This window comes from Nocardioides coralli (genome assembly GCF_019880385.1).
GTDB lineage: Bacteria > Actinomycetota > Actinomycetes > Propionibacteriales > Nocardioidaceae > Nocardioides > Nocardioides coralli.
Genome location: NZ_CP082273.1, coordinates 2,982,088 through 3,005,968, shown reverse-complemented (window position 1 = coordinate 3,005,968; position 23,881 = coordinate 2,982,088). Strand labels below are relative to the sequence as shown.

Here is a 23,881-nt window from a genome sequence, read left to right as displayed (position 1 = left end):
GCTCAGCGTGACAGTGCGCGCGACCCGCCGGAGCCGTAGCGACGACGGGGGTTGGCGCCGATGGCGTCACGCGACGGCCCGCCGCGGCGCTGCGCGCGACCGGCCGGAGTCGTGACGGGCTCGGTGGTGTCGGTCGACCACCGGTCGATCCACTCGTCCATGACCACCCACGTCGACCCGCGGGCGTCGCGGCCGGTGAGCATCCCGAGGTGACCCCCGGGAACGACCTCGAAGCGGACCTCCTGCGAGCCGCTCAGGAGAGGAACCACGGCCTTGACCGCCGGGATCGGCGCGATGCCGTCGGTCGAGCCCCCGAAGACGAGGACCGGAGCGGTGACGTCGCCGAGCCGGATGGTGCGGTCGTCGAGGTCGAAGGTGCCGTCGACCAGCGCGTTGTTCTTGATGAAGCGGTGGTAGAGCTGGCCGAAGGACCGGCCGGGGTAGGCGATCATGTTGTCGGTGAACCGGTCGACGGCCTCGAGCTGGGCCAGGAAGTCGGGGTCGTCGAGGTTCTGTGCGATCGCCAGCGGCTTGGTCACGAGCTTCTGGAACGACGAGAGCTGGAAGGCCCACTTCACCAGCGGCTTCGGGGCCCCGCCCATCGCCTGGTAGGCCCGGGTGATCGCGCCGCGCCCGCCGGTCACCCGCAGCAGGGGGCGCAGCGGTGCCACCAGCGGCACCCGGGTGATGTCGAAGGGCGAGCCCACCACGGTCAGCGAGGCGATCGGCAGGTCGGGGGCGTCGGCGGCGGCCAGCAGGGTGAAGATCCCCCCGAGGGACCACCCCACGACGTGCACCGGCCGACCCCCGGCATGGGCGGAGGTCTCCCGGACCGCGGCCGGGACCACCTCCTCGATCCAGTGCTCCATGCCCAGGTTGCGGTCGCGGAAGGACACCGCGCCGTACTCCACGAGGTAGGTGGGCCGCCCGGCGTCGACGAGGTGCTCCACCACGGAGCAGCCCCGCCGCAGGTCGTAGCAGAGGGACGGGGCGGCCAGCGGCATCACGAGCAGCACGGGGTCGCCCTGCTCGCGCACCTGCGCGACGGGCCGGTAGTGGTAGAGCTCGCGCAGCGTCCCCTCGTCGATCAGCGTCCGCGGCATGGGGCGCAGGTCGGCCAGGCCGCCGTAGAGCACCTTGTGGGCGACGTTGCCGGCCGCGGACACGACCTGATCGGGCTTGGGGATCAGATCCATGGCGCCGAAGTTACCCGACCCCGGGCCCATCGCCCGGTGACCGGTCGCCGGGGCTCTGGTGCCTCACTCGGGTGACACGGGCTTCACGGCCTTGCCGTGCCCCGGACGGATGTCTGCGAGGGCCTCGAGGAAGCTGCCCGCCCAGGCGGTGACGTCACGGGTGAGGACCGTCTTGCGCATGGCCCGCATCCGCTTGGTGGTCTCCTTCTCGTCGGCCCGGTAGGCCTCGAGCATCGCCGCCTTGATGCCGTTGATGTCGTAGGGGTTGACCTGCCAGGCCTGCCGCAGCTCGGCGGCCGCCCCGGCGAACTCCGAGAGGACCAGGGCGCCGGCGTCGTCGTAGCGGCAGGCGACGTACTCCTTGGCCACGAGGTTCATGCCGTCACGGAACGGCGTGACGACCATGATGTCGGCGGCACGGTAGAGCGCGGCCATCTCCTCGCGCGGGTACGCCGCGTGGAGGTAGCTGATGGCGGGGCGGCCGATCCGTCCCAGGTCGCCGTTGACGTGACCGACGAGCCGGTCGATCTCGTCGCGGAGGATGCGGTACTGCTCGACCCGCTCCCGCGAGGGGCTCGCGACCTGGACGAACACCGCGTCCTCGACGTCGAAGTGGCCGTCCTCGATCAGCTCCCCGAAAGCGCGGAGCCGGGCGTGGATGCCCTTGGTGTAGTCGAGCCGGTCGACCCCGAGGAACACCTTGGTGGGGTTGCCGAGCGCTTCGCGAATCTCCTTGGCGCGCGCCGCCACGGAGTCCTGCCGGGCCAGCTCCTCGAAGGAGCCTGTGTCGATGGAGATCGGGAACGCCGCGGCCCGGACCGTGCGGTCGTCGGGCAGGTAGATGAGGTCGCGGTGGGTCTTGTGGCCGACTCGTTGCCGCACCAGCCGCACGAAGTTCTGGGCGCCCCCGGACATCTGGAAGCCCACGAGGTCGGCGCCCAGCAGGCCCTCGAGGACCTGTCGGCGCCACGGCAGCTGCGCGAAGAGCTCCGCCGGCGGGAAGGGGATGTGCAGGTAGAAGCCGATCCGCAGGTCGGGCCGCGCCTCGCGCAGCATCTGCGGCACGAGCTGGAGCTGGTAGTCGTGCACCCAGACGGTCGCCCCCTCCTCGGCGACCTCGACCGCCTTCGCGGTGAAGCGCTCGTTGACGCGGACGTAGGCGTCCCACCACTCGCGGTGGAACTCCGGCTTGGCGACGACGTCGTGGTAGATCGGCCACAGGGTGGCGTTGGACATCCCCTCGTAGAACTCCTCGACCTCCTCGGCCGTGAGCTCCACGGGCACCAGCGACAGGCCGTCGTCCTCGAACGGCTCCAGGTCCGTCTCCGTGCCGCCGGGCCAGCCGATCCAGACGCCGTCGTTGGCGCGCATCACCGGGTCGAGCGCGCTGACCAGGCCGCCGGGGGAACGGCGCCAGCCCCGCGACCCGTCGGGCAGGTCGACGCGGTCGACCGGCAGCCGGTTGGCGACGATGACGAGCTGGCTCCGAGAGGTCACGGGGCCCAGCCTAGGTCGCCACACCAGCGGCGTCCGCTCCGTAGCGGACGCCGATCTGCCGCCGGACGTCGTCCATGAGCTGCATGACCCGCAGCGACCGCGCGTGGGGGACCCATGGGCTCTCACCCAGGCCCTCGCGGACGCACCGGCCGACCTCGGCGGCCTCGTTGCCCAGGCCCGAACCCAGGACCGGCTCGGGTGGGTCGATCCGCTCCGGCTCACCACCGACCGGGGTCCAGACGGCGTACGCCGGGTGGTGGAAGTCGCCGGGCAGGTCGATGCGGCCGGTGTCGGTGGCGAGGCTGGCGGTGCGCGGGGAGGCGGAGGTCATCGAGGCGGTGCTGACCGACACCGCCTCGCCGTGGCGCGCGGCCACCGCGACGTCGACGTCGACGCCACGCTCGTCGAGCACCGCGGTCGCGCGGACCTCCGTGGCCGGCCCGAGCAGCAGGTCGGCCAGCGTCAGCGGGTAGACCCCCATGTCCAGCAGTGCCCCCGCACCGAGGGCCGGGTCCCGGAGCCGGTGCTCCGGCGGCACCTGCACCACGAAGCCCAGGTCGGCGTGGAGCTGCCGGGGCGCGCCGAAACGGCCCGACCGGAGCCCATCGGCGACCGCCCGCACCACGGGGTGGCAGGCCATCCACATCGCCTCCATGAGGAAGAGCCCGCGCGTCGAGGCGAGCGCCACCAGGGTCTCGGCCTCGGAGAGGTTGAGGGTCAGCGGCTTCTCGCACAGCACGTGCTTGCCTGCCTCGAGGGCCATCCGGGTGTCCTCGAGGTGCAGCGCGTGCGGGGTGGCGACGTAGACCACCTCGACCTCGGGATCCTCGACGAGCGCGCGGTAGGTGCCGTGTGGCCGCCCGCCGTAGGCGGCTGCGAATCGGTCGGCCGAGGCCTGGGTCCGGGAGCCGACAGCGACGAGGCGGGCGCCCGGAACCTCTCGCAGTTCACGGGCGAAGCTCTCGGCGATCTTGCCGGTGGCGAGCACGCCCCAGCGCACGGGTTCCTCCATCGGTCCATCCAACCTCATGCGCGACCCGCTGCGACGGGGGCGAGCTGTGCGACTTGTGCGACGACTCGCCCCGATCGAATGACACCGTTGTGGTTCGGACCGTTAGAGTGACGCTCAGCAACGAGTCGATCCCAGGGGAGATGCGCATGGACGCCGCGAACGCCCTCCACGGCCACGAGGCCGGAGGCCAGCCGGGCCTGAGCGACCGCGACCGCGAGATCCTCGAGTTCGAGCGGCACTGGTGGAAGTACGCCGGGGCCAAGGAGACCGCGGTCCGCGAGAAGTTCGACATGTCCTCGACCCGCTACTACCAGGTCCTCAACGCCCTCATCGACCGTCCGGAGGCGCTGGAGGCCGACCCGCTGCTCGTCCGCCGGCTGCGCCGGCTCCGCGCCGCACGCCAGCGCCAGCGCTCGGCGCGGCGCCTCGGCTTCGAGGTGTGACGGTGCGGCCGCCGAAGTCGCGCAGCCAGCGCGGCGTCGCCTTCCCCTCCCCGGTCGCGATCCTCAGCATCATCGCCGTGGCCATGGCCGGCGTCGCCTTCGTCGCGACCCAGGGCCAGGAGCCCACCGAGCGCGAGGTCACGCCTGTCGCCCAGCCCGACGCCGGCAAGGCCTCCCCGACCCCGACCCAGCAGCTGCCCTCGGCCAAGCCCGAGAAGATCCGGCCCCAGGTCGTCCGGGGCGACGTCTACGTCGAGGTCTACAACAACTCCGGGATCACCGGTCTGGCCGGCCGCTACGCCGGTACCGCCACCGAGGTCGGCTGGCAGGTCGTCGGCTCGGACAACTGGTACGGCACCGTCACCGCCTCCACCGTCTACTACCCCGCGCGGCTCGAGGCGGCCGGCAAGCTGCTGGCCCTCGACCTCGGCATCAAGCGCGTCGTACCGGCGATCGACTCGATGCGCCTCGACCGGCTGACCGTCGTGCTGACCGGGGATGCTGCCTGACCGACCCTTCCCCCCGGGTCGAGCCGTGGTGAGATGGGACGGTGGAGTTCACGTCGCCGGAGGCCGAGCAGCGCTACGCCGACCTCGGCGGCGCCCTGGCCGCCACCGTGGTCGGGCTCGACTTCGACGGCGTCCTCTCCCCGATCGTCGAGGACCCGTCCCAGGCCCACATCCACCCCGGTGCGGCGTCCGTGCTGGCCGACCTCGCGGAGGTCGTCCGCGCGATCGCGGTGATCACGGGCCGACCCGCCCGACAGGCGCTGGCGCTGGGTGACCTCGACAACCTCGGCGCCGAGATGGGGGAGCACGGGCGCGAGCTGTTCGTCTTCGGCCAGTACGGCAACGAGCGCTGGTCCTCGACACAGCGTCGGGTGATCTCCCCACGACCGCCGCACGGCCTGGCGACCTTCCAGCGCGAGCTGCCGGGTCTGCTCCGCCGAGCCGACGCCGCCGAGGCGCACGTGGAGGAGAAGGGCCTCGCGGTGGCGGTGCACACCCGGCGGCTCCCCGACCCGGCCGGTGCCCGGGAGCGGCTGCTGCCGGCGATGCGGGAGCTCGCGGAGGCGCACGGTCTCGTGGTCGAGCCGGGGCGCAACGTGGTGGAGGTCCGCTCCTCGGGCATGACCAAGGGTCACGCCGTCGAGACCCTGGTGGGGGAGCTGGACGCGGGCGGCTTCCTCTTCGCCGGTGACGACCTCGGTGACCTCGAGGCCTTCGCCGCGGTCGAGAAGCTGCGCGCGGAGGGCATGCCGACCCTGCTCGTGTGCTCGCTTTCCGATGAGGAGTCGGCGCTGGCCGACCGGGCCGACGTCGTCGTCGACGGTCCCGACGGGGTCCTCGACCTGCTCCGCGACCTGACCCGCCGCGCCACTGCGGAGATCTCCGGGTAACGCAACGTCCGTGCCGCTCCCGGTACGCCGCAACGTGCCGGGAGCAGCACCGCCGTTGCGTTACCCGCGATCGACCGCTGGAGCGCCCATCCAGCATGCGGGACCGTCGTACGGATGCTGAGACATCCGCCGTAGGGTCGTGACCAGCTCATCGAGAGGGACCGAGGGAACGGCCCGTTGACGTCCCGGCAACCGCCACCGCCAGCTCCGACCGGCAGTGGAGACGGTGCCAAGTCCGGCCCACGGCGAGAGTCGCCGCGGGGAAGATGAGGAGGAGGATCCCCGTGAGCCTGACGACCCGACCGGTCGCCGACCCCACCACCCCGACCCGGGAGGGCGCCTTCGGCCACGCCCGGACCCTGTCCTGCCGCGAGTGCGGGCACCAGGCGCCGCTCGGCCCCCACTACGCCTGTCCGGAGTGCTTCGGCCCGCTGGAGGTGGCCTACGACTTCCCGACGGTGACGCGCGAGCAGATCGAGGCCGGGCCCCGCAACATCTGGCGCTACAAGGCGCTGCTGCCGGTCCCCGACGACATCGAGCAGAGCCCCAACACCGAGCCCGGCTTCACCCGGCTGCTGCGCGCCGACAACCTCGCCCGGGAGCTCGGCCTGACCCGGCTGTGGGTCAAGGACGACTCGACGAACCCCACCAACTCCTTCAAGGACCGCGTGGTCGCCTGCGCGCTCAGCGCCGCCCGGGAGCTGCACGCCAGCGTCTTCGCCTGTCCCAGCACCGGCAACCTCGCCAACGCCGTGGCCGCCGCCGGGGCCCGCGCCGGCATCCGGACGGTCGTCTTCATCCCCAGCAACCTCGAGCACCCCAAGCAGGTCAACTCCGCCGTCTACACCGACCGCCTGGTGGCGGTGAACGGCAGCTACGACGACGTGAACCGGCTCGCCTCCGAGATCGCCGGCGAGGAGGAGGGGTGGGCGTTCGTCAACGTCAACGTGCGGCCCTACTACGCCGAGGGCTCCAAGACCCTCGGCTACGAGATCGCCGAGCAGCTCGGCTGGCGACTGCCCGACCAGGTCGTCATCCCGGTCGCCTCCGGCTCCCAGCTCACCAAGGTCGACAAGGCGTTCCGCGAGCTGGTCGAGCTGGGTCTGGTCGAGGACAAGCCGTACCGGATCTTCGGTGCCCAGGCGACCGGCTGCTCGCCGGTCAGCACCGCGTTCAAGTCCGGTACGGACGCGGTCCGCCCGGTGCGGCCGGACACGATCGCCAAGAGCCTCGCGATCGGCAACCCCGCCGACGGCGTCTACGTGCTCGACATCTGCCGACGTACCGGCGGTGCGGTCGAGGACGTCAGCGACGACGAGGTCCGCGAGGGGATCCTGCTCCTGGCCCGCACCGAGGGCATCTTCACCGAGACCGCCGGTGGGACGACGGTGGGTGTGCTGCGCAAGCTGGTCGCGACCGGCCGGCTCGACCCCGACCTCGAGACGGTCGTCATCAACACCGGGATGGGCCTGAAGACGCTCGACGCCGTCGCCGACCGGGTCGGGGCGGCGGCCACCATCGAGCCCTCCTACGACGCCTTTGCCGCCACCGGCCTCACCGGCTGACCACCCTGGGAGAGAGGAGACCCATGAGCGTCCAGGTCCGGATCCCGACCATCCTGCGCACCTACACCGGCGGCGAGTCCGAGGTGAGCGCGAGCGGCACCACCCTCGCCGAGGTGCTCGACGACCTCGAGGGCAGCTATGCCGGCATCCGGGGTCGCATCGTGGACGAGACCGGCGAGCTGCGTCGTTTCGTCAACGTGTACGTCGGGAACGACGACGTCCGCTTCCTCGACAACCTCGCCACACCCACCCCCGACGGCACCCAGGTCTCGGTGATCCCGGCGGTCGCGGGCGGCTGCTGAGCAGCCATCCGCAGGGACCGGACCCGATCCCTCGAATCGGCCCCGGCGGTGCGGCTGCGGTGGCACCATGACCCCGTGCCGCACCGGACCCACGCCCTCGTGGCGACGGTGCTCGTACTCGGCCAGGGCGTCCTCACCCCGGGAGCGGTGAGCACCTCAGCACCGTCGCAGCCGGAGGCACCCACCGGCGTGACCGCCGCCGCGGGGGAGCAGCGGGCCACGGTCGCCTGGGTGCCCCCGGCCGCCGGCACCGTCCCCCCACCCGAGACCCGGATCACCCGGGGACCCCGGCCGCGCGGCGTCGTGCCACGCCGCAGCTCCCGCTTCACCTGGGCGAGCACGCCTGAGGGGCTCCCGACGCGCTGCACGCTCGACCGTCGCGCCGTGCCGTGCGAGGACGGGGAGCTGCGTCTGTCCGGCCTCGGGCCGGGCACCCACGGCTTCACCGTCGCCGCACGGGATCCCGACGGTGGCGAGGACCCCAGCCCGGCGGCGCGCTTCTGGACCGTCCCCCTCGACGACCGGCACCTGGACGTCGGATCCGGGTGGCGGCGCGGCCGCCAGCCGGCCGCCTACCGGGGGACGCTGCTGCGAGCGACCAGGCGCGGTGCGACGCTCAGCACCCCGGGCATCGACGTACGCGCCCTCGCCCTCGTGGCCTCGGTGGGCCCGCGGGCGGGCTCTGTCACGGCCTTCCTCGGCGGGCGGCGACTGGGGGAGTTCGACCTGCAGGCGCCCTCGCGCCGCACCCGGCGGGTGATCCCGCTGGCGAGCTTCGCGGGCGTCCACAACGGACGGATCCGGGTCGTCGTCCGCAGCCGCGGGAAGCCCGTCGTTGTCGACGGGCTGGCGGTCGAGACGTGGTTCGTCGCGCCCCGCCAAACCGACTAGACGGCTGCGTAAAGAATCCCCGGAAACCGGGCGTCCGCGGCGTCGGGTGGCTTTACTGATGGGTCTGGGGATTCTCGGGGTGGGGATTGTCCGGGCCGTGGGTGCCCGGACGTGGGGTCATGTTGGGGAGTGAGGCCCGTATGCGTCGTCAAGCGCGGGACCGGGGAGCCGCCGCCGTCGAGTTCGCCCTCGTCGTGCCGCTGCTGATCATGCTGGTCTTCGGCATCATCGACTTCGGCTACCTGATCAACCGGGTGTCGGTCGTCAACAACGCGGCGCGGGACGCCGCCCGGGTCGCGAGCCTGAACGGCACCGAGGCCGAGGTCTCGGCGACCGCAACCCAGGCGCTGAACGGGATCCCGGGCACGAGCGTCACGGTCACGTGCCGCAAGGCGGACGGCTCGAACTGCGGGAGCTACGACACCGACGCCGACAGCGGGGGCACCGCGGTGGTGACCATCACCTACGTCCACGACATGATCACGCCGGTCGCGGCGATCTTCGCCGACTCGATCAACCTCTCGCGGACCGCCGAGATGAGGATCGAGTGAAGCGCGTCGTACGCCGCGCAGCGCGGCGTGGCCAGGAGCGCGGCGCGGTCGCCCTCATCGTCGCCGTGCTGGCCGTGGTGCTGCTCGGCATGGCGGCCATGGGCGTCGACATCGCCCACCAGGTCGCGAAGAAGCAGTCGCTGCGCGACACGATGGACACCGCCGCCCACGCCGGCGCCTACGAGCTGCCCGACAACGGGGCCGGGGCCGCTGCTGCGGCCGTGGCCATGGCCAAGGCCAACGACCCCACGGCGAACCCGGTGGCCGACCTGTGGTGCGTGGTGGGCTCCGTGGGGACGCCCCCGACCGTCAACGTCGCCCACATCCCCTCGTCCTGCAACCCGGGACCTGCGCCCTACACCGCCATCACCTATCCCGGCCTGGTCTGCGACGACTCCATCTGTGCCATCCCCTGCGTCCCCGCCCAGGGCGACACGTGCAACACCCTGCGGGTGGCGGACTCCAAGGACGTGCCGTTCGCCTTCGCGCCGGTGCTCGGCTACGACGAGGGCAGCACGGGCGTCGTCGTGAGCACGGCGTGCAAGGGCTCGTGCGGCACAGGTGCGCCCAACCCGATGGACGTCGCGGTGGTGGCCGACCGCACCGGCTCGATGAGCTCGGCCGACAAGAACTCCATGATCGCCGGCATCAAGAGCATGTTCTCGGTGATGACGCCGGCCCAGCAGTACGTCTCGCTGGGCACGATCGGCCCGGCCCGGACCTCGGCGGCCAGCGATCCTGTCTGCCGCACCGACCCCTACAGCGGGTCGCTGTCCTCCAGCGGGACCAGCTGGAAGTGGATGAGCCTCCCGTTCCACAACGACTACCAGAGCGCCCCCGGCGTGGTGAACAACAACAGCAACCTGGTCAAGGCCGTCACCTGCCTCACCCGCGCCTCGAGCACGGGCACGCACCTCGCCGCGCCGATGAAGGGGGCCGCGCGCTACCTCCTCGGCAAGGACGCCAACAACCTGAGCAGCCTGCCCGCGCGTTCGGGCACGCCGCGGAAGGTCATCATCTTCCAGACCGACGGGCAGCCCAACGAGAAGTTCTCCGGAGGCAGCACCGACCTCAACAACGCGAGCTACCCCGGTGACGGCGACGGCGACGACGCCTGCAACAACCTGCGCGACGTGGCCACCCGGGCCAAGGCGCAGAACGTCCTGGTCATCACGGTCGCCTACAACCTGACCACCCAACGGTGCGAGGGCAGCAGCGGACCGACCGTGACCGGCACCCTCGCGGCTTCCGCGTCGGTCGACCCGAGCGGCGCTCCGAGCGACGCCGACAACGCCTGCAGCAACGTCGCCCAGCGGGCGATCGAGAACAGCGACGGCGACTTCTTCTTCTGTGCCGCCAGCGGCGACGACATGGCGTCGGTGTTCGTCACGGCGATCACCTCTGCGAGCGGCGGCATCAAGCTCATCCAGCTCCCCAGCTGATCGCCCGGCCGGTGACGGCTCACTCGCCGTCGACCGCCATCACGGTGCCCACGCCCCGGTCGTCGATGCGCACCGTGGCGACGCCGCCATCTGCGAGCCCCTCCTCGAGCCGGAGCGCCTCGTCCTGCGGGGCGAAGAAGGACTCGATGCCGCAGCGCAGCTCCCAGCTCCGGTCCTGGCAGGTGAGGTAGGGGCCGTCCTCGGGCCGGGTGCGGGTCCGCTCGTCGAGGACCCAGAAGCCACCCTCCTCGACCAGCGTCAGGTAGACCTCGCCGTCCTCGCCTCGCGTCCCGCGATCCTCGCCCAGCCTGAGGTCGGGGTAGCCGAGGGTCACGTAGGCACCGCGGAACGGGTCGATCGGGTCGACCGGTGCCACGCGCATGCGGTAGTCCTCACCGGTGGTGCGGCTGATCAGCTGGGGTGCGACCGCCCCACCCACCAGGGCGAGCTGGGCGGCCGCCAGGGCCACGATCCGGGTCGTCGACATGATCATCGGTCGTCTCCCTCGAGTGCGGAGGCCAGCTCACGGCGGGCCCGGTCGAAGAGGAACCCGGTGCCCAGGAACACCAGGCCGAGCACCACGAACAGCCACGCGCCCTGGATGATCTGCGCGAAGACCGCGAAGGCCTGCACGGTCGTGAACACGACCAGCCCCGCCGTGGCGAGCGCCGTCAGCCGCCAGCTGTCGCGCAGCGTCCCGAGGACGGCGACGCCGACCGCGACGACGACGTACACCCCGACGCTGACCAGCGCGTGGAGCCAGTCCTGGAGGTCCAGGGCGCTGGTGTCGACGTCGGGGTCCCAGAGGACGAGGCCGATGCCGACCGCGGCGACGGCGACGGCCGCCACGGGCTCGAGCCGCTGCGTGCCCCGGGCGAGCGCGGTGCCGGCGCCGACGGCCAGGGCCGCGGCGACTGCGGCGACCACGAGCCCCGCGGTCCAGGCGAAGTCCTCGGTCGTGATGTCGGGGAGCGCCGCGACGAACAGCCCGACCAGCGCCAGCGCGGCACCGAGCTCGCGGTACGCCGGCGCGAAGTGGGTGATCCGGGTGCTGTGGACGGCGGCCACGCCGAGGAGGACCACGGCGGCCAGCAGGATGGACAGGATCACCCCCATCACGCTCGGTTCGGACCACGCGGCCTCCCAGACCAGCCACACCACGCCGGCGCCCAGGCCGACCAGCAGCGGGCCGAGCGACCGGGCGGCGTACGCGTGCAGGAGGGCGGCCACGGCCCAGAAGCCGAGCAGCTTCGGCTCGTACGCCGCCACCTGGAGGCTCTGCGCCGCCTGGAAGAGGACCGCTCCGACCGCGAGCGCCGCCGCCAGCCGGAGCGAGAAGACCAGCGCGACCGGCGCCCGTCCGGCCTGCGCCCGCCGGGCGAGCAGCTCGCCCGAGAACAGCAGGGTGAGCCAGATGGCGACCATCAGGCCGAACCGGGTCAGGGGGGAGAGCTGGTCGAGGTTGGCGGCGACCAGCCAGATCAGACCGATCCCGACGAAGAGACCGCCGAGCGCGAGCAGCAGCCGGGCCACCGAGAACCGCCGGCTGACGCGGTAGCGGCCCCAGATCGCGGAGGCCTGGTCGTCGGCGAGCAGCCCCTCCCGGCGCCACTCGTCGAGCTGGGTTCGCAGCCACGCCAGCTGGGCCGGGGTGGCCACGTGGGTGTCGTCGCGGTGGACGAGGTCGGTGTTCATGGTTCCAGCGTCCTCCTCCGCCGCCGGCGCCACATGGGTAGGAAGACTCACGACACGTGGTCCGAACGGGTCCCCCGACTGTTTGCACTCGACCACCCCGAGTGCTAAACATTGAGCTGGCACTCGTAGCATGAGAGTGACAACAACCGACGCGGTGACGTTGAGGTCCGCCCCCGGTCCGGCGAGCAGGGTTCGCCGCCTCCGGACGGGCCGTCCGTCGCGGGCAACCCACCGGGTCACCCATACGACTCCCAGAAGGAATCACAGGAGTTATGCCGAAGCTGATTTCGTTCAACGAGGAGGCCCGCCGCGGGCTGGAGAAGGGTATGAACACCCTCGCCGACGCGGTCAAGGTCACGCTCGGTCCCAAGGGCCGCAACGTCGTCCTCGAGAAGAAGTGGGGCGCGCCCACCATCACCAACGATGGTGTGTCGATCGCCAAGGAGATCGAGCTCGAGGACCCCTACGAGAAGATCGGGGCCGAGCTCGTCAAGGAGGTCGCGAAGAAGACCGACGACGTCGCCGGTGACGGCACGACGACCGCGACCGTCCTGGCCCAGGCGATGGTGCGCGAGGGTCTGCGCAACGTCGCCGCGGGTGCGAACCCGATGAGCCTCAAGCGCGGCATCGAGACCGCCGTCGACGCGGTCGCCGAGCAGCTGCTGGGCATGGCCAAGGACGTCGAGACCAAGGAGCAGATCGCCGCGACCGCGTCGATCTCCGCTGCTGACACCACCGTCGGCGAGATCATCGCCGAGGCGATGGACAAGGTCGGCAAGGAAGGCGTCATCACCGTCGAGGAGTCCAACACCTTCGGGCTCGACCTCGAGCTGACCGAGGGCATGCGCTTCGACAAGGGCTACATCTCGGCGTACTTCGTCACCGACCCGGAGCGGATGGAGACGGTGCTGGAGGACCCCTACGTCCTCATCGCCAACTCCAAGGTGAGCAACGTCAAGGACCTGCTGCCGCTGCTCGAGAAGGTCATGCAGTCCGGCAAGCCGCTGGTCATCATCGCCGAGGACGTCGACGGCGAGGCTCTGTCCACGCTGGTCGTCAACAAGATCCGCGGCACCTTCAAGTCGGTCGCCGTCAAGGCTCCCGGCTTCGGTGACCGGCGCAAGGCCATGCTGCAGGACATCGCGATCCTCACCGGCGGCCAGGTGATCTCCGAGGAGGTCGGCCTCAAGCTGGAGAACGCGGGCGTCGAGCTGCTCGGCCAGGCGCGCAAGGTCGTCATCACCAAGGACGAGACCACGATCGTCGAGGGCGCCGGCGACGCCGCCCAGATCGAGGGTCGGGTCAACCAGATCCGCGCCGAGATCGAGAACAGCGACTCCGACTACGACCGCGAGAAGCTGCAGGAGAGGCTGGCCAAGCTCGCCGGCGGCGTGGCGGTCATCAAGGTCGGCGCGGCCACCGAGGTCGAGCTGAAGGAGCGCAAGCACCGCATCGAGGACGCGGTCCGCAACGCGAAGGCCGCGGTCGAGGAGGGCATCGTCGCCGGTGGTGGCGTCGCGCTCCTGCAGGCCGCCCAGTCCGCCTTCGAGAAGCTGGACCTCGCCGGCGACGAGGCCACCGGTGCCGCCATCGTGCGCGCCGCGACCGAGGCGCCGCTGAAGCAGATCGCGGTCAACGCCGGGCTCGAGGGCGGCGTCATCGTGGAGAAGGTGCGTGGTCTGGAGGCCGGTCACGGCCTCAACGCCGCCACCGGCGAGTACGTCGACATGATCGGTGCCGGCATCCTCGACCCCGCCAAGGTGACCCGCTCGGCGCTGCAGAACGCCGCGTCGATCGCCGCACTGTTCCTCACCACCGAGGCTGTCGTCGCCGACAAGCCCGAGAAGGCCCCGGCCATGCCGGGTGGCGGTGACATGGGCGGCATGGGCGGCATGGACTTCTGAGGAAGCTCCCGCTGCTCGGCTGAGCACGACGCACAGGGCCCCGGTTCTCCCGAACCGGGGCCCTGTTGCGTGTCCGCACGCCCGACGCCATGCTGCGCGCGTGGACGTCGAGGGGCTGCAGCGGGCGCTCGAGGAGCTGGCCGGGAGGCGGTGGTTCCAGGGGGCGGTGGCGTTGTCCGGCCCGGACGGCGGGGTCGTCGAGGCGGCCGTCGGGCTCGCCGACCTCGAGGTCGGCCGGCTCTTCACGCCCACGACACCTGCGGACACCGGGTCGGTGGCCAAGACCTTCACCGCCGCACTGGTCTGGCAGGCCCACGACGAGGGTGCCCTCGACGTCACCGAGCCGGTGGCGACGTACCTCCCGGGGCTGCCGTCGGAGCTGACGGTCCTGGACCTGCTGACCCACCGCACCGGTGGGCTGCCCGACTACGGCTGGTACTTCTCGCGGCTGCCCGAGGGGGAGTGCCTCACCAACCGCCACCTGCACGAGCTGACGGTCGCGGGCGGCTGGACGCCCGAGCGCGACCGGGACGACTGCTTCGACTACGACTCCACCGGCTACGACCTCGCCGCACTCGTGGTCGAGCGGGCCCTCGACACCTCGTACGCCGACCTCCTGGCCAGCCGCGTCACCCAGCCGCTCGGCATGGCCGGCACCTTCGTGCGCCCGGCCCGGGTCGCCGACTGGCCCGGTGAGCGTGCCCGCGGCTACCGACCCACGCCGGAGGGCTGGGAGGAGCACGACATCGAGGACGGCGAGGGCTTCCACGGCGGATCCAACGTGTGGTCGAGTGCGCGCGACCTGCACCACTGGGGGCGCAGCCTGCTCGAGGCCGACCGGTTCCCGGTGTCAGGGCGGACGCTGGCGCGCGCGGCGCAGCCAGTCGACTACCCGAGCGGCGCCACCGGGCGACTCGACCAGCTGAGCTGGTACGTCTCCGGTGGCGGGACGACCCGCCACTACCCCGGGGTGCTGCAGGGCTTCTTCGCCGTCGTCCTGGTCGACCGTGCCACGCGGTGCTGCGTGGGCCTCACCTCGACCAGCGACACCCCTCACGGCCTGCGCTGGCCCCTGGTGCGGATGCTGCGCCACGTCGCCGCAGGCGGACCGGCGGTGCCGCCCGAGCCGCCGTCCGACGTCGTCGGGGGTCAGGAGCTGGTCGGGCACCTCGGCACCTACGGCGGCGACGAGACCGACGTGAGCCTGGTCCTCGACGGCAGCGACCGGGTGCGGTTCCGGCCCGCCGGCGGGCCGGCGTACCAGGTGTTCCCGCTCGACGAGACGACCTGGTACGTCCCCGGTCTCGACCACTACCTCTCCTTCACCGCGAAGGGCCGACTGCGGCTCGACACCGCTGACGGGCTCCGCGTGCTGGAGCGCGACCGGTCCCGACCGGTCTGACCGTCAGCGGGCGGTGTGGGTCGGGCCGACACACTGGATCCATGTCCCGGTCGCCCGCCGCCCTCCTGGCGGCCCTGGTCCTGCTCGCCGGCGGGTGCTCTGCCCCGGAGGCGCCCAGGACCGAGGCGCCTCGGGCCGAACCGGCTGCCCCCACGTCGGGAGCGGCACCCACCCCCGACGCCGGCCCGTCCCTGAGCGAGCGGCCGGCGACCTCGCCGACCCGGGCCCGCGGCCCGCTGCCGCCGGTGCGCCACCGGCCCTCCCTGCCCGCGCTGATGCGCCAGCGGCCCGACAGTGGGCGCCCCCGGATCACGACCACGGAGTACGCGACCGACCGCTACACCCGCCACCAGGTGCTCTACCGCAGCGGCGACATCGACGTCTCGGGCGTCCTCATCCGGCCACGGGGGCGGGGACCGTTCCCGGCCGTCGTGCTCAACCACGGCTACATCGAGCCGTCGGTCTACCAGCCCGGCCAGGGCCTCGCCCGCGAGCAGGACGCGCTGGCCCGAGCCGGGTTCGTGGTGCTCCACACCGACTACCGCGGCCACGCTGCCTCCGACCCGGCGGGAGAGGCGGAGCGCTCCGCGCGGATCGGGTACGCCGCCGACGCCATCAACGCGGTCGCCGCGCTCCGCGCGCTGCCCTACGTCGATGACGACCGGCTGGCCATGCTCGGCCGCTCGATGGGGGGCGGGGTGACGATGAACGCCCTGGTGGCGCAGCCGGGGCTGGTCGACGCGGCGGTGATCTACGCCTCGGTCAGCTCCGAGATCGTGGAGAACATCGAGCACTTCACCGATCCCGGGGAGGGCAAGCCGCTCTACGAACGCTTCGGTCGGCCGCGGCAGCGGCCGGGGTTCTACCGCCAGCTCTCGCCGCGCACGTACTTCGACCGGATCACCGAGCCCGTGCTGGTCCACCACGGCCGGCTCGACGACACCTGCCCACCCCGGTGGGCACGGCAGACGCAGCGGCTGATGCGGCGAGAGGGCGTGGACTCCCGTCTGGTCTGGTACGCGGGGGAGGGGCACACGTTCGACGCCCGGTGGCGGCAGTCCATGGACCGCACCATCGGCTTCCTGCGGCGCGAGCTCGGACGCGGGTGAGCCGGCCGGCGGCTCGTGGCCGGTGTGGCACGGTGGACGCGTGGGGACCGTCGAGCACCCGAACCTTCGCCGCGCGCGCTTCGAGGCGCTGGCCCGCGACGAGCTGATCGAGCCGATCCGTCGCTACCTCCACCGGCGTACCGACCCTGCGACGGCCGACGACGTCCTGGCCGAGACCCTGCTGGTCTGCTGGCGCCGCCTCGACGAGGCCCCCGACCCCGCGCTGCCGTGGGCCTACGGCGTGGCGCGGAACTGCCTCGCCAACGCCGAGCGTTCCGCCCGCCGGCAGCGGCGAGTGGCCGCGCGGGTGGCGGCGGTCGACCCGCCCGTCGAGGCGGTCGAGGGGCCCGACGCCGGCGACCCGGTCCTCCACGCGGCGCTGGGCCGGCTCCGCGCCGAGGACGCCGAGCTGCTGCGGCTCTGGGCCTGGGAGCAGATGACCCCGGGGGAGATCGCCCAGGTGCTCGGTGTGACCGCGAACGCGACGAGCGTGCGGCTGCACCGCGCCCGGACCCGGTTGCGGGAGGAGCTCGGTAAGGACGGCGCCACAGCCGGACATGAGCAGCCGGAAGGAGGTCGCCGATGACGGGGCAGGAACCCGACGACCCGCTGCGGGCGCGGCTGCGCCGTGCCGACCCGGCGGCCTCGCTGCCCCCGCTCGGGGGCGACCGGGTCGACCGAATGCTGGAGGACGTCGTGGGGCACGACACCACGACCGAGTCGCGCGAGAGCGGCACACGAGGCCGCAGCCCGTTCACCTGGGTGGTGGCCGCGGCCGCCGCGCTGGTCATCGCCGGCGTCGGCGTCCTCGCGCTCACGGGAGGGGATCCTGCGACCCCGCCGCCCGCGGCCCAGCCGGACCCGACGGTGACCGAGCTGACCCTGCCGGCCACCGCGCCCGGGCGGTGCCTCGTGCCCAACGCCCAGACCCTCGCCGGAGCAGCTCATGCCGTGGACGGCGAGGTCACCGGCGTGACCGGCACCGTCGCCACGCTCGCGGTGAGCCGGTGGTACGCCAGCGAGCCGACCGACGAGCTGCGCGTCGACGCCGTCGAGGCAGGACGCACGCCTCTCATCGGCGCACCGACCCTCGAGGTCGGCGACCGGTACCTGCTCGCCGCGACCCGGGACGGCGACCTGCTGGTGTGCGGGTTCTCGGCGCCGTACTCCTCGGAGCTCGCCGCGCTCTACGCCGACGCGTTCGGCGCCTGAGGGAATAGTTGCCGTTTCAACTTGTTGGGTGGGGTGAGTCCTGACCCCCACCCCCAGGAGCACTCATGAAGATCGGCATCGTCCTCGGCAGCACCCGACCCGGTCGCCTCGGCACCGGCGTGGCGGAGTGGGTGGCCAAGCAGGCCGCCGACCGCGACGGCACCACCTACGACCTCCTGGACGTGGCGGACTTCGACCTCGACCTCCTCGGTGAGCCGGTCGTCCCCGGAGCCGCGAACCGCCAGTACGAGAACCCCCGGACCCAGCGCTGGAGCGAGACCGTCGACGACTACGACGGCTTCGTCTTCGTGACACCGGAGTACAACCACGGCGTGCCCGCCGCGCTGAAGAACGCCTTCGACGTGCTCGGTCCCGAGTGGCGGCAGAAGGCGATCGGCTTCGTGGCCTACGGCGCCGACGGCGGCGTCCGCGCCGTGGAGCACTGGCGCACCATCACCGCCAACATGGCGATGCTCGACGCCCGCAACCAGCTGGCGCTATCGCTCTTCACCGACTTCGGCGACCACGGCTTCGTGCCGAGCGAGCGTCGCGAGGGCGAGCTGGGCGTCCTGCTCGACGAGCTCGAGTCGCTCACCGAGGCCGCCGCGGGGCTCCGGGCCGCCTGAGGGCAGGGTCCAGGTCGGTTCACCGCCACCTGCCCCCGTCGCTCCGTCCGGCCACGCTTTCCGCGCGGCGGCGGGGTGGAGGTCTGACAGGCTGGTGGCATGAGCGTCCACGGCCTGCTGCTCGCGGCCGGCGCCGGCTCCCGGATGGGGCGGCCGAAGGCGCTGGTCGTCGAAGACGACGGGACACCGTGGCTGACCCGTGCGGTCGAAGCGCTGCTCTCGGGCGGCTGCGAGGCCGTCACGGTGGTGCTGGGCGCCGCCGCCGACGAGGCGGCGTCGCTGCTGCCCGAGGGGTCGGCCCGGGTCGTCGTGGCCGACGACTGGGCGGCCGGCATGGGGGCCTCGCTGCGCAACGGACTCGCGGCCCTGGCCGCCACGGACGCCGACGCCGTCCTCGTGACCCTCGTCGACCTCCCAGACGTCGGGCCGGAGGTCTGTCGCCGGGTGCTGGACGCCGCCACCGGTCCCGACGCACTGGCGCGAGCGACGTACGCCGGGAGGCCGGGCCACCCCGTGCTCCTGGGCCGGCACCACTGGGCCGGCGCGGCCGGCTCTGCCGAGGGAGACACCGGGGCCCGCGCCTACCTGGCCCGCCACGCGGTGACCGACGTCGAGTGCGGTGACCTCGCAACCGGCCACGACGTCGACACCCCGCCGGTGCCGTAGGCCGCACGCGGCCGTCGCGCTCCGGTGCCCTAGGCTCCGGCGCGTGCACACTTCTCGGGCCCACACGGTGGTGGGACGCGTCCTGTCGGGGATCCTGGCGGCGGGGCTGCTGATCCCCCTCCTGACCACGACACCCGCCCACGCCGTCGACCCCGGCTACGAGGCGAAGCCCGGTGCCCACTTCGAGACCCCCCGCAACAGCAAGCTCACCAACCTGCTGCTGCGCAACATCGAGAACACTCCGTCGGGCGCCTGGATCCGGGTGGTGGCCTGGTCGTTCACCAACGGCGCCATCGCCGACGCGCTCAGTGACGCCGCCGACCGAGGTGTCGTGGTGCGGGTCCTCATGGCGCGCGGCCAGATGGGCGAGACCGCCACCCGTCTCCAGACCGCCCTTGCGGCCCACGACCAGTCGTGGCTCCGGGGCTCCCGCAACTCGGCCCGCGGGGCGAAGCGGTTCGCCGGGAAGTACACGACGCTGCACCAGAAGTCGTGGACGTTCTCGACCACCGGAGCGAGCAGGCGGGTGTCGATCGTCGCCTCGGCCAACCCCACCGACAACGCCACCGACGTCCAGTTCATGGACGCCATCCAGTTCGTGGGCAACGACCGGGTCTACGACAAGCTGCGCACGGTGTTCGAGAAGCAGACCCGGGACAAGAAGGTGCCGAAGCCGTTCATCCGCTGGGGGAGCAAGCACGCGGCCCTGATCTTCTCGCCGTGGAACTCGCCCACCATGGCCGACCCCGTCGTCGGCCGCATCGAGAACCTGCCGCCCCACGCACGCGTCCGGATCGCCAACTCCGCCTGGTACGGCCCCCGCGGGGCCCGGATCGCCCAGGCGGTGGCCGCCCACGAGCGCGGTCAGCGCGGGCGCGACGTGTGGGTGCTGGCGAGCAAGCCCATGGGTGAGGACGTGCGCTCGATCCTGCGGGGCGCGGGCATCCCCGTCCACAAGGGCTGGTGGAGCAAGCGGCGCTACCACCACCACAAGTACATGACCGCCCGCTGGCGCGGCCGCGGTGGCGACCCCGTGACGCGGGTGTGGGCCGGCTCGGAGAACTGGAGCGAGCCCCCGCGCGGCAACGACGAGCTCGTGGCCATGGTCAAGTCGTTCGCGACGCACGAGAAGTACGTCGCGTTCTTCGACAAGGTGGCCGGGCTGCCCGACTGACGCCCGGGCTCAGACCACCCGGCGTGTCTCCGCGGTGTCGCGGGGCTCCCAGCCGGAGCCGAGCTTGCGGCCGCTCACCTCGTTCCACCGCAGTCGGATGTGCAGCGGCCGGGTTCCGGTCGCCCACGGCTGCGGTGGCCACACCCGGTCGATGTGGGCGATCTCGGCAGGGTCGGTGACCGGTTCGCCGCGCCCACGCACCAGCACGCTCCAGCCACGCTGCCGCTCGTGGTCGAACTGGTCGATCTCGAACGCCAGTGGCGCCTCGCGGCCGAGCCGGCCCAGCACGCCGTACGGCGCCGTCCGCAGCAGGATGGTGCTGTCGACCACGGAGTAGTTGACGGGGAAGACGTAGGGGCCGTCGGGTGCCGCAAGTGCCACCCGTCCGACGACGTGCGCGCGGAGCAGCGACTCGCACTCCCAGGTGCTCAGCTCGATCGGTTCCCTGGCCATGCTCCACTCTCCGACGGGCAGGACGCGCCCGGACAGGGCCGAAGGTCCCGAGCCAACCGCGCGCCAACACCGCCACCGTAGCCTTGGGGCATGGACGCAGCAGCCGACCTCGCGGCCCGCCTCGGCGAGACCGGCTACCTCGCCGACGACGAGCTCGCCACGGTGCTCCACCTCGCGCTGCGGATGCAGCGACCGCTGCTGCTGGAGGGCGAGCCCGGCACCGGCAAGACCGCGCTCGCCGAGGCCGTCGCGGAGGCCCTGCAGCTGCCCCTGATCCGGCTGCAGTGCTACGAGGGCATCGACGCCACCCAGGCGCTCTACGACTGGGACTTCCCCCGCCAGATCCTCCACCTGCGCGCGCTCGAGGCCGTCCACGGCGAGGGCGTGGGACAGAGCGTCGAGGAGGCCGAGAAGTCCCTCTACCAGGAGCGGTTCCTGCTCGCCCGTCCGGTGCTGCAGGCGCTGCAGCAGGCACCCGCGGTGCTGCTCGTCGACGAGGTCGACCGCGCCGACGACGAGTTCGAGGCGTTCCTGCTCGAGGTGCTCTCGACCTACCAGGTGTCCATCCCCGAGCTCGGCACCGTCGTCGCCGCCGAGCCACCCGTGGTGGTCCTGACCTCCAACCGGACCCGCGAGCTCCACGACGCGCTGAAGCGGCGCTGCCTCTACCACTGGATCGAGCACCCGGGTCTGCAGCGTGAGGTCGCGATCGTGCGCTCCCGCGCGCCGGAGGTGTCGGCCGAGCTCGCCGACCAGGTGGTGCGGGTCGTCCAGCAGCTGCGCACCCGCGACGACCTGCTCAAGCCGCCCGGCGTCGCCGAGACCCTCGACTGGGCCCGGGCACTGCAGCACCTCGGCACGACGACCCTGGACCTCGAGACGGCGTCGCTGACCCTCGGAGCCCTGGTGAAGTACCGCGAGGACGGCGACCGCGTGCGCGAGGCCCTGGACCGGATGCTGGCGGGATGAACGTCGAGACCGCCCACGCGCCCGAGGAGATCCTGCTCGGCTTCACGCGCGCGCTCCGGGCGGCGGGCGTCCCGGTCACCGCCGACCGTGCCCAGGGCTACCTGGATGCGACCGCGATCGCCGGGCTCGACGACCGCCGTGCGACCTACTGGGCCGGCCGCGCGACGCTGTGCGGCAGCCCCGACGACCTCCACCGCTACGACCAGGTCTTCGACGCCTGGTTCAGCAGCCGCGACGGGCTGCCGGTGGCACGACCGGGGGCGAGCCCGGCAGCCCCGGTGACCTCGTTCCCGGAGGCCGAGCCGCACGGGCCGGGCCGTCCCGACGAGTCCGACGTGGTCCGGGCCCGCGCCAGCGCGAGCGAGGTGCTGCGCCACCGCGACGTCGCGGACCTCAGCGCCGCGGAGAAGCAGCGGCTGGCCGCGATGTTCGCCACCCTCACCTGCCGACCACCCCTGCGGCGTACCGCCCGTCACCGCCGCTGGCACCGGGGCGAGGTCGACGCCCACCGCACGCTGCGCGCCAGCCTGCGGCGGATGGGCGAGCCGGCCGAGATCGCGTGGCGCCGCCGCGGCACCCGCCCCCGGCGGCTGGTGCTGCTGGTCGACGTGTCGGGCTCGATGAGTGGGTACGCCGACGCGTTGCTGCGGCTGGCGCACCGGTGGACCCAGACCGGCGGCGCCGTCGTGGAGACCTTCACCGTCGGGACCCGGCTGACCCGGGTGACCCGGGCGATGCGGCTGCGTGACCCGGACCGGGCGATCGTGGCCGCGGGCGACACCGTGCCCGACTGGTCCGGCGGCACCCGGTTGGGCGAGACGCTCCGGATGTTCCTCGTGCGGTGGGGCCGCCGCGGGCTGGCGCGGGGGGCGGTGGTGGTCGTCTTCAGTGACGGCTGGGAGCGCGGCGACCCTACGCTGCTGGCCGAGCAACTGGAGGCGCTGCGGCGGATCGCCCATCGGGTGGTGTGGGTCAACCCCCACCGTGGCAAGGCGGGCTACGAGCCGGTGCAGGCCGGTGTCGTGGCCGCCCTGCCCCACTGCGACCACTTCGTGGCCGGCCACTCGCTGGCCACCTTCGCCGAGCTGACGGAGCTGGTGTCCCGTGCGTGACGTCCTGGAGCAGCTGCTGGGGTGGTGGGAGTCCGGGGACACCGTGGGGGTCGGCACGGTCGTGGCGACGTTCCAGTCCGCGCCCCGGCCGGCCGGCGCCTCGATGCTGGTGGGTCCCGACGGGTCAGCCGTCGGCTCGGTGTCCGGCGGCTGCGTCGAGGGCGCGGTCTACGAGGCCGCCCAGCAGGTGGTCGAGACGGGCGTGCCGGTGCTGGAGCGCTACGGCGTCTCCGACGACGACGCGTTCGCCGTGGGCCTGACGTGTGGTGGCATCCTCGACGTCTTCGTGGAGAAGGTCTCGCGCGAGACCTTCCCGGAGCTCGGTGAGATCGGAGCCGACGTCGCCGCCGGCCGCCCGGTCGCGCTGGCGACCGTCATCGACCACCCCGACCCCACGTGGGTCGGCCGACGGCTGGTGGTCCGGCCGGACGCCGACACCTCCGGGTCGCTCGGGTCGCAGCGGGCCGACGACGCGGTCCACGACGACGTGCTGGGTCTGCTGGCCGCCGGCCACAACGCCACCCTCACCTACGGCCCCGAGGGCGAGCGACGGGGTGAGGGGATGCGGGTCTTCGTGTGGGCCTTCGCCCCCAAGCCGCGGATGCTGGTGTTCGGGGCGATCGACTTCGCCGCCGCCGTGGCGCGGGTCGGATCCTTCCTCGGGTACGACGTGACGGTCTGCGACGCCCGGCCCGTGTTCGCCACCCGCAGCCGGTTCCCCGACGCCGACCAGGTGGTCGTCGACTGGCCGCACCGCTACCTCCAGGGCGAGGTCGAGGCCGGCCGCATCGACGGTCGCACCGTGATCACCGTGCTGACCCACGACCCGAAGTTCGACGTCCCGCTGCTCGAGGTCGCGCTGCGGCTGCCCGAGGTCGCCTACGTCGGTGCGATGGGGAGCCGGCGTACGCACGAGGACCGGTTGGAGCGGCTCCGCGAGGCCGGGCTGACGGAGAAGGAGGTCTCCCGGCTCTCCAGCCCCATCGGGCTGGACCTGGGCGCCCGTACGCCGGAGGAGACGGCCGTCAGCATCGCCGCTGAGATCGTCGCCCTGCAGTGGGGCGGCACCGGGGACCGGCTGGCCTCACGGGAGGGTCGGATCCACCACTGATCCGACCGGCGCGGGCGAATCGAGACGCAATTGTTGCCCCATCTGGTGGTGCGACCGCAGCACCCTACGCGGTATGCCCGCTAGGTTCGAAGCACACCGCAGTGACGCTCGGGGCCCGTCGTCGGGCCCCGGAGTGCCTCTCCGGGGGCA

25 protein-coding genes and 1 riboswitch are annotated in these 23,881 nt (G+C 72.7%); of the genes, 19 read left to right on the top strand and 6 right to left on the bottom strand.

Translation table 11 applies throughout. From position 1 onward, the window contains the following. Window positions 1-2 precede the first annotated feature (2 nt). The 3 genes from K6T13_RS14800 to K6T13_RS14790 all read right to left on the bottom strand — a co-directional run bounded on the left by K6T13_RS14800 (window position 3) and on the right by K6T13_RS14790 (window position 3,705). A complete protein-coding gene (locus tag K6T13_RS14800; protein ID WP_249423805.1) occupies window positions 3-1,196 on the bottom strand; it encodes an alpha/beta fold hydrolase in 1,194 nt (397 codons plus the stop codon). A gap of 63 nt (window positions 1,197-1,259) precedes the next feature. Continuing rightward, window positions 1,260-2,693, bottom strand: coding sequence for an alpha,alpha-trehalose-phosphate synthase (UDP-forming) (locus K6T13_RS14795; RefSeq protein ID WP_346729091.1), 1,434 nt, complete (start codon window positions 2,691-2,693; stop codon window positions 1,260-1,262). Between the two features lie 10 nt (window positions 2,694-2,703). Beyond that, window positions 2,704-3,705, bottom strand: coding sequence for a Gfo/Idh/MocA family protein (locus K6T13_RS14790; protein ID WP_222895306.1), 1,002 nt, complete (start codon window positions 3,703-3,705; stop codon window positions 2,704-2,706). 146 nt (window positions 3,706-3,851) lie between these two features. Between K6T13_RS14790 and napA the strand changes: the two genes are divergently transcribed. From napA to K6T13_RS14750, 8 genes are all read left to right on the top strand, one after another. Continuing rightward, a complete protein-coding gene (napA, locus tag K6T13_RS14785; RefSeq protein WP_222895305.1) occupies window positions 3,852-4,148 on the top strand; it encodes a nucleoid-associated protein NapA in 297 nt (98 codons plus the stop codon). Then, the gene (locus K6T13_RS14780; protein ID WP_249423804.1) at window positions 4,145-4,657 is read left to right on the top strand and encodes a LytR C-terminal domain-containing protein; all 513 of its coding nucleotides are present in this window, start codon (window positions 4,145-4,147) and stop codon (window positions 4,655-4,657) included. The genes napA and K6T13_RS14780 overlap by 4 nt, the downstream gene beginning before the upstream one ends. A gap of 41 nt (window positions 4,658-4,698) precedes the next feature. Further along, the gene (gene otsB, locus K6T13_RS14775; protein ID WP_222895304.1) at window positions 4,699-5,547 is read left to right on the top strand and encodes a trehalose-phosphatase; all 849 of its coding nucleotides are present in this window, start codon (window positions 4,699-4,701) and stop codon (window positions 5,545-5,547) included. Between the two features lie 145 nt (window positions 5,548-5,692). After that, window positions 5,693-5,820, top strand: a riboswitch (SAM riboswitch). Window positions 5,821-5,831: 11 nt separating this feature from the next. Beyond that, complete coding sequence (gene thrC / locus K6T13_RS14770) at window positions 5,832-7,112, top strand: threonine synthase (protein WP_249423803.1); 1,281 nt, start codon at window positions 5,832-5,834, stop codon at window positions 7,110-7,112. 23 nt (window positions 7,113-7,135) lie between these two features. After that, window positions 7,136-7,414, top strand: a complete 279-nt coding sequence (locus K6T13_RS14765) for a MoaD/ThiS family protein (protein ID WP_222895302.1) — start codon at window positions 7,136-7,138, stop codon at window positions 7,412-7,414. 75 nt (window positions 7,415-7,489) lie between these two features. Next, window positions 7,490-8,305, top strand: a complete 816-nt coding sequence (locus tag K6T13_RS14760) for a hypothetical protein (RefSeq protein WP_222895301.1) — start codon at window positions 7,490-7,492, stop codon at window positions 8,303-8,305. A 140-nt stretch (window positions 8,306-8,445) separates the two neighbouring features. Further along, window positions 8,446-8,856 carry a TadE/TadG family type IV pilus assembly protein gene (locus K6T13_RS14755; protein ID WP_222895300.1) on the top strand — a complete coding sequence of 137 codons (411 nt, stop codon included), beginning with the start codon at window positions 8,446-8,448 and terminating at the stop codon, window positions 8,854-8,856. Next, entirely contained in the window at window positions 8,853-10,298 is a 1,446-nt protein-coding gene (locus tag K6T13_RS14750) for a pilus assembly protein (RefSeq protein WP_222895299.1), read from the top strand. The genes K6T13_RS14755 and K6T13_RS14750 overlap by 4 nt, the downstream gene beginning before the upstream one ends. A gap of 19 nt (window positions 10,299-10,317) precedes the next feature. On the opposite strand, the gene K6T13_RS14745 is transcribed toward K6T13_RS14750, so the two are convergent. Continuing rightward, window positions 10,318-10,791 (bottom strand): GDYXXLXY domain-containing protein, encoded by a 474-nt coding sequence (locus tag K6T13_RS14745; RefSeq protein WP_222895298.1) that lies wholly within the window; start codon window positions 10,789-10,791, stop codon window positions 10,318-10,320. After that, complete coding sequence (locus K6T13_RS14740) at window positions 10,788-11,993, bottom strand: DUF2157 domain-containing protein (protein ID WP_222895297.1); 1,206 nt, start codon at window positions 11,991-11,993, stop codon at window positions 10,788-10,790. The genes K6T13_RS14745 and K6T13_RS14740 overlap by 4 nt, the downstream gene beginning before the upstream one ends. A gap of 272 nt (window positions 11,994-12,265) precedes the next feature. Between K6T13_RS14740 and groL the strand changes: the two genes are divergently transcribed. The 8 genes from groL (at window position 12,266) to K6T13_RS14700 (ending at window position 20,086) form a co-directional block, all read left to right on the top strand. Beyond that, the gene (groL, locus tag K6T13_RS14735) at window positions 12,266-13,897 is read left to right on the top strand and encodes a chaperonin GroEL (RefSeq protein ID WP_222895296.1); all 1,632 of its coding nucleotides are present in this window, start codon (window positions 12,266-12,268) and stop codon (window positions 13,895-13,897) included. Window positions 13,898-13,997: 100 nt separating this feature from the next. After that, window positions 13,998-15,299: a serine hydrolase domain-containing protein gene (locus K6T13_RS14730; protein ID WP_222895295.1), complete on the top strand. Its 1,302-nt coding sequence runs from the start codon at window positions 13,998-14,000 to the stop codon at window positions 15,297-15,299. 41 nt (window positions 15,300-15,340) lie between these two features. After that, a complete protein-coding gene (locus tag K6T13_RS14725; RefSeq protein WP_222895294.1) occupies window positions 15,341-16,408 on the top strand; it encodes an alpha/beta hydrolase family protein in 1,068 nt (355 codons plus the stop codon). 40 nt (window positions 16,409-16,448) lie between these two features. Beyond that, window positions 16,449-16,994, top strand: coding sequence for an RNA polymerase sigma factor (locus K6T13_RS14720; protein ID WP_222895293.1), 546 nt, complete (start codon window positions 16,449-16,451; stop codon window positions 16,992-16,994). Beyond that, window positions 16,991-17,620, top strand: a complete 630-nt coding sequence (locus tag K6T13_RS14715) for a hypothetical protein (protein WP_222895292.1) — start codon at window positions 16,991-16,993, stop codon at window positions 17,618-17,620. The genes K6T13_RS14720 and K6T13_RS14715 overlap by 4 nt, the downstream gene beginning before the upstream one ends. Before the next feature lie 65 nt (window positions 17,621-17,685). Beyond that, window positions 17,686-18,246 carry an NADPH-dependent FMN reductase gene (locus K6T13_RS14710; protein ID WP_222895291.1) on the top strand — a complete coding sequence of 187 codons (561 nt, stop codon included), beginning with the start codon at window positions 17,686-17,688 and terminating at the stop codon, window positions 18,244-18,246. A gap of 99 nt (window positions 18,247-18,345) precedes the next feature. Then, window positions 18,346-18,912: a nucleotidyltransferase family protein gene (locus tag K6T13_RS14705; protein ID WP_222895290.1), complete on the top strand. Its 567-nt coding sequence runs from the start codon at window positions 18,346-18,348 to the stop codon at window positions 18,910-18,912. A 43-nt stretch (window positions 18,913-18,955) separates the two neighbouring features. Further along, window positions 18,956-20,086 carry a phospholipase D-like domain-containing protein gene (locus K6T13_RS14700; RefSeq protein WP_222895289.1) on the top strand — a complete coding sequence of 377 codons (1,131 nt, stop codon included), beginning with the start codon at window positions 18,956-18,958 and terminating at the stop codon, window positions 20,084-20,086. A gap of 9 nt (window positions 20,087-20,095) precedes the next feature. On the opposite strand, the gene K6T13_RS14695 is transcribed toward K6T13_RS14700, so the two are convergent. Further along, window positions 20,096-20,539, bottom strand: a complete 444-nt coding sequence (locus K6T13_RS14695; RefSeq protein ID WP_222895288.1) for a pyridoxamine 5'-phosphate oxidase family protein — start codon at window positions 20,537-20,539, stop codon at window positions 20,096-20,098. A 90-nt stretch (window positions 20,540-20,629) separates the two neighbouring features. Here K6T13_RS14695 and K6T13_RS14690 point away from each other — a divergent pair, with 90 nt between their 5' ends. The 3 genes from K6T13_RS14690 to K6T13_RS14680 are packed head-to-tail and all read left to right on the top strand — an operon-like array spanning window position 20,630 to window position 23,731. Continuing rightward, window positions 20,630-21,508: an AAA family ATPase gene (locus K6T13_RS14690; protein WP_222895287.1), complete on the top strand. Its 879-nt coding sequence runs from the start codon at window positions 20,630-20,632 to the stop codon at window positions 21,506-21,508. Beyond that, complete coding sequence (locus tag K6T13_RS14685) at window positions 21,505-22,620, top strand: vWA domain-containing protein (RefSeq protein WP_222895286.1); 1,116 nt, start codon at window positions 21,505-21,507, stop codon at window positions 22,618-22,620. Before K6T13_RS14690 ends, K6T13_RS14685 begins: the two co-directional genes overlap by 4 nt. Next, the gene (locus K6T13_RS14680) at window positions 22,613-23,731 is read left to right on the top strand and encodes an XdhC family protein (RefSeq protein ID WP_222895285.1); all 1,119 of its coding nucleotides are present in this window, start codon (window positions 22,613-22,615) and stop codon (window positions 23,729-23,731) included. Before K6T13_RS14685 ends, K6T13_RS14680 begins: the two co-directional genes overlap by 8 nt. Window positions 23,732-23,881 lie beyond the last annotated feature (150 nt).

Coding starts and splice junctions, on each gene's coding strand:
- K6T13_RS14765 (WP_222895302.1), top strand. CDS start 7,136: ATGAGCGTCCAGGTCCGGATCCCGACCATCCTGCGCACCTACACCGGC.
- K6T13_RS14690 (WP_222895287.1), top strand. CDS start 20,630: ATGGACGCAGCAGCCGACCTCGCGGCCCGCCTCGGCGAGACCGGCTAC.
- K6T13_RS14715 (WP_222895292.1), top strand. CDS start 16,991: ATGACGGGGCAGGAACCCGACGACCCGCTGCGGGCGCGGCTGCGCCGT.
- K6T13_RS14740 (WP_222895297.1), bottom strand. CDS start 11,993: ATGAACACCGACCTCGTCCACCGCGACGACACCCACGTGGCCACCCCG.
- K6T13_RS14755 (WP_222895300.1), top strand. CDS start 8,446: ATGCGTCGTCAAGCGCGGGACCGGGGAGCCGCCGCCGTCGAGTTCGCC.
- K6T13_RS14685 (WP_222895286.1), top strand. CDS start 21,505: ATGAACGTCGAGACCGCCCACGCGCCCGAGGAGATCCTGCTCGGCTTC.
- K6T13_RS14800 (WP_249423805.1), bottom strand. CDS start 1,196: ATGGATCTGATCCCCAAGCCCGATCAGGTCGTGTCCGCGGCCGGCAAC.
- K6T13_RS14705 (WP_222895290.1), top strand. CDS start 18,346: ATGAGCGTCCACGGCCTGCTGCTCGCGGCCGGCGCCGGCTCCCGGATG.
- K6T13_RS14790 (WP_222895306.1), bottom strand. CDS start 3,705: ATGGAGGAACCCGTGCGCTGGGGCGTGCTCGCCACCGGCAAGATCGCC.
- K6T13_RS14725 (WP_222895294.1), top strand. CDS start 15,341: ATGTCCCGGTCGCCCGCCGCCCTCCTGGCGGCCCTGGTCCTGCTCGCC.
- K6T13_RS14745 (WP_222895298.1), bottom strand. CDS start 10,791: ATGATCATGTCGACGACCCGGATCGTGGCCCTGGCGGCCGCCCAGCTC.
- K6T13_RS14695 (WP_222895288.1), bottom strand. CDS start 20,539: ATGGCCAGGGAACCGATCGAGCTGAGCACCTGGGAGTGCGAGTCGCTG.
- groL (WP_222895296.1), top strand. CDS start 12,266: ATGCCGAAGCTGATTTCGTTCAACGAGGAGGCCCGCCGCGGGCTGGAG.
- K6T13_RS14710 (WP_222895291.1), top strand. CDS start 17,686: ATGAAGATCGGCATCGTCCTCGGCAGCACCCGACCCGGTCGCCTCGGC.
- napA (WP_222895305.1), top strand. CDS start 3,852: ATGGACGCCGCGAACGCCCTCCACGGCCACGAGGCCGGAGGCCAGCCG.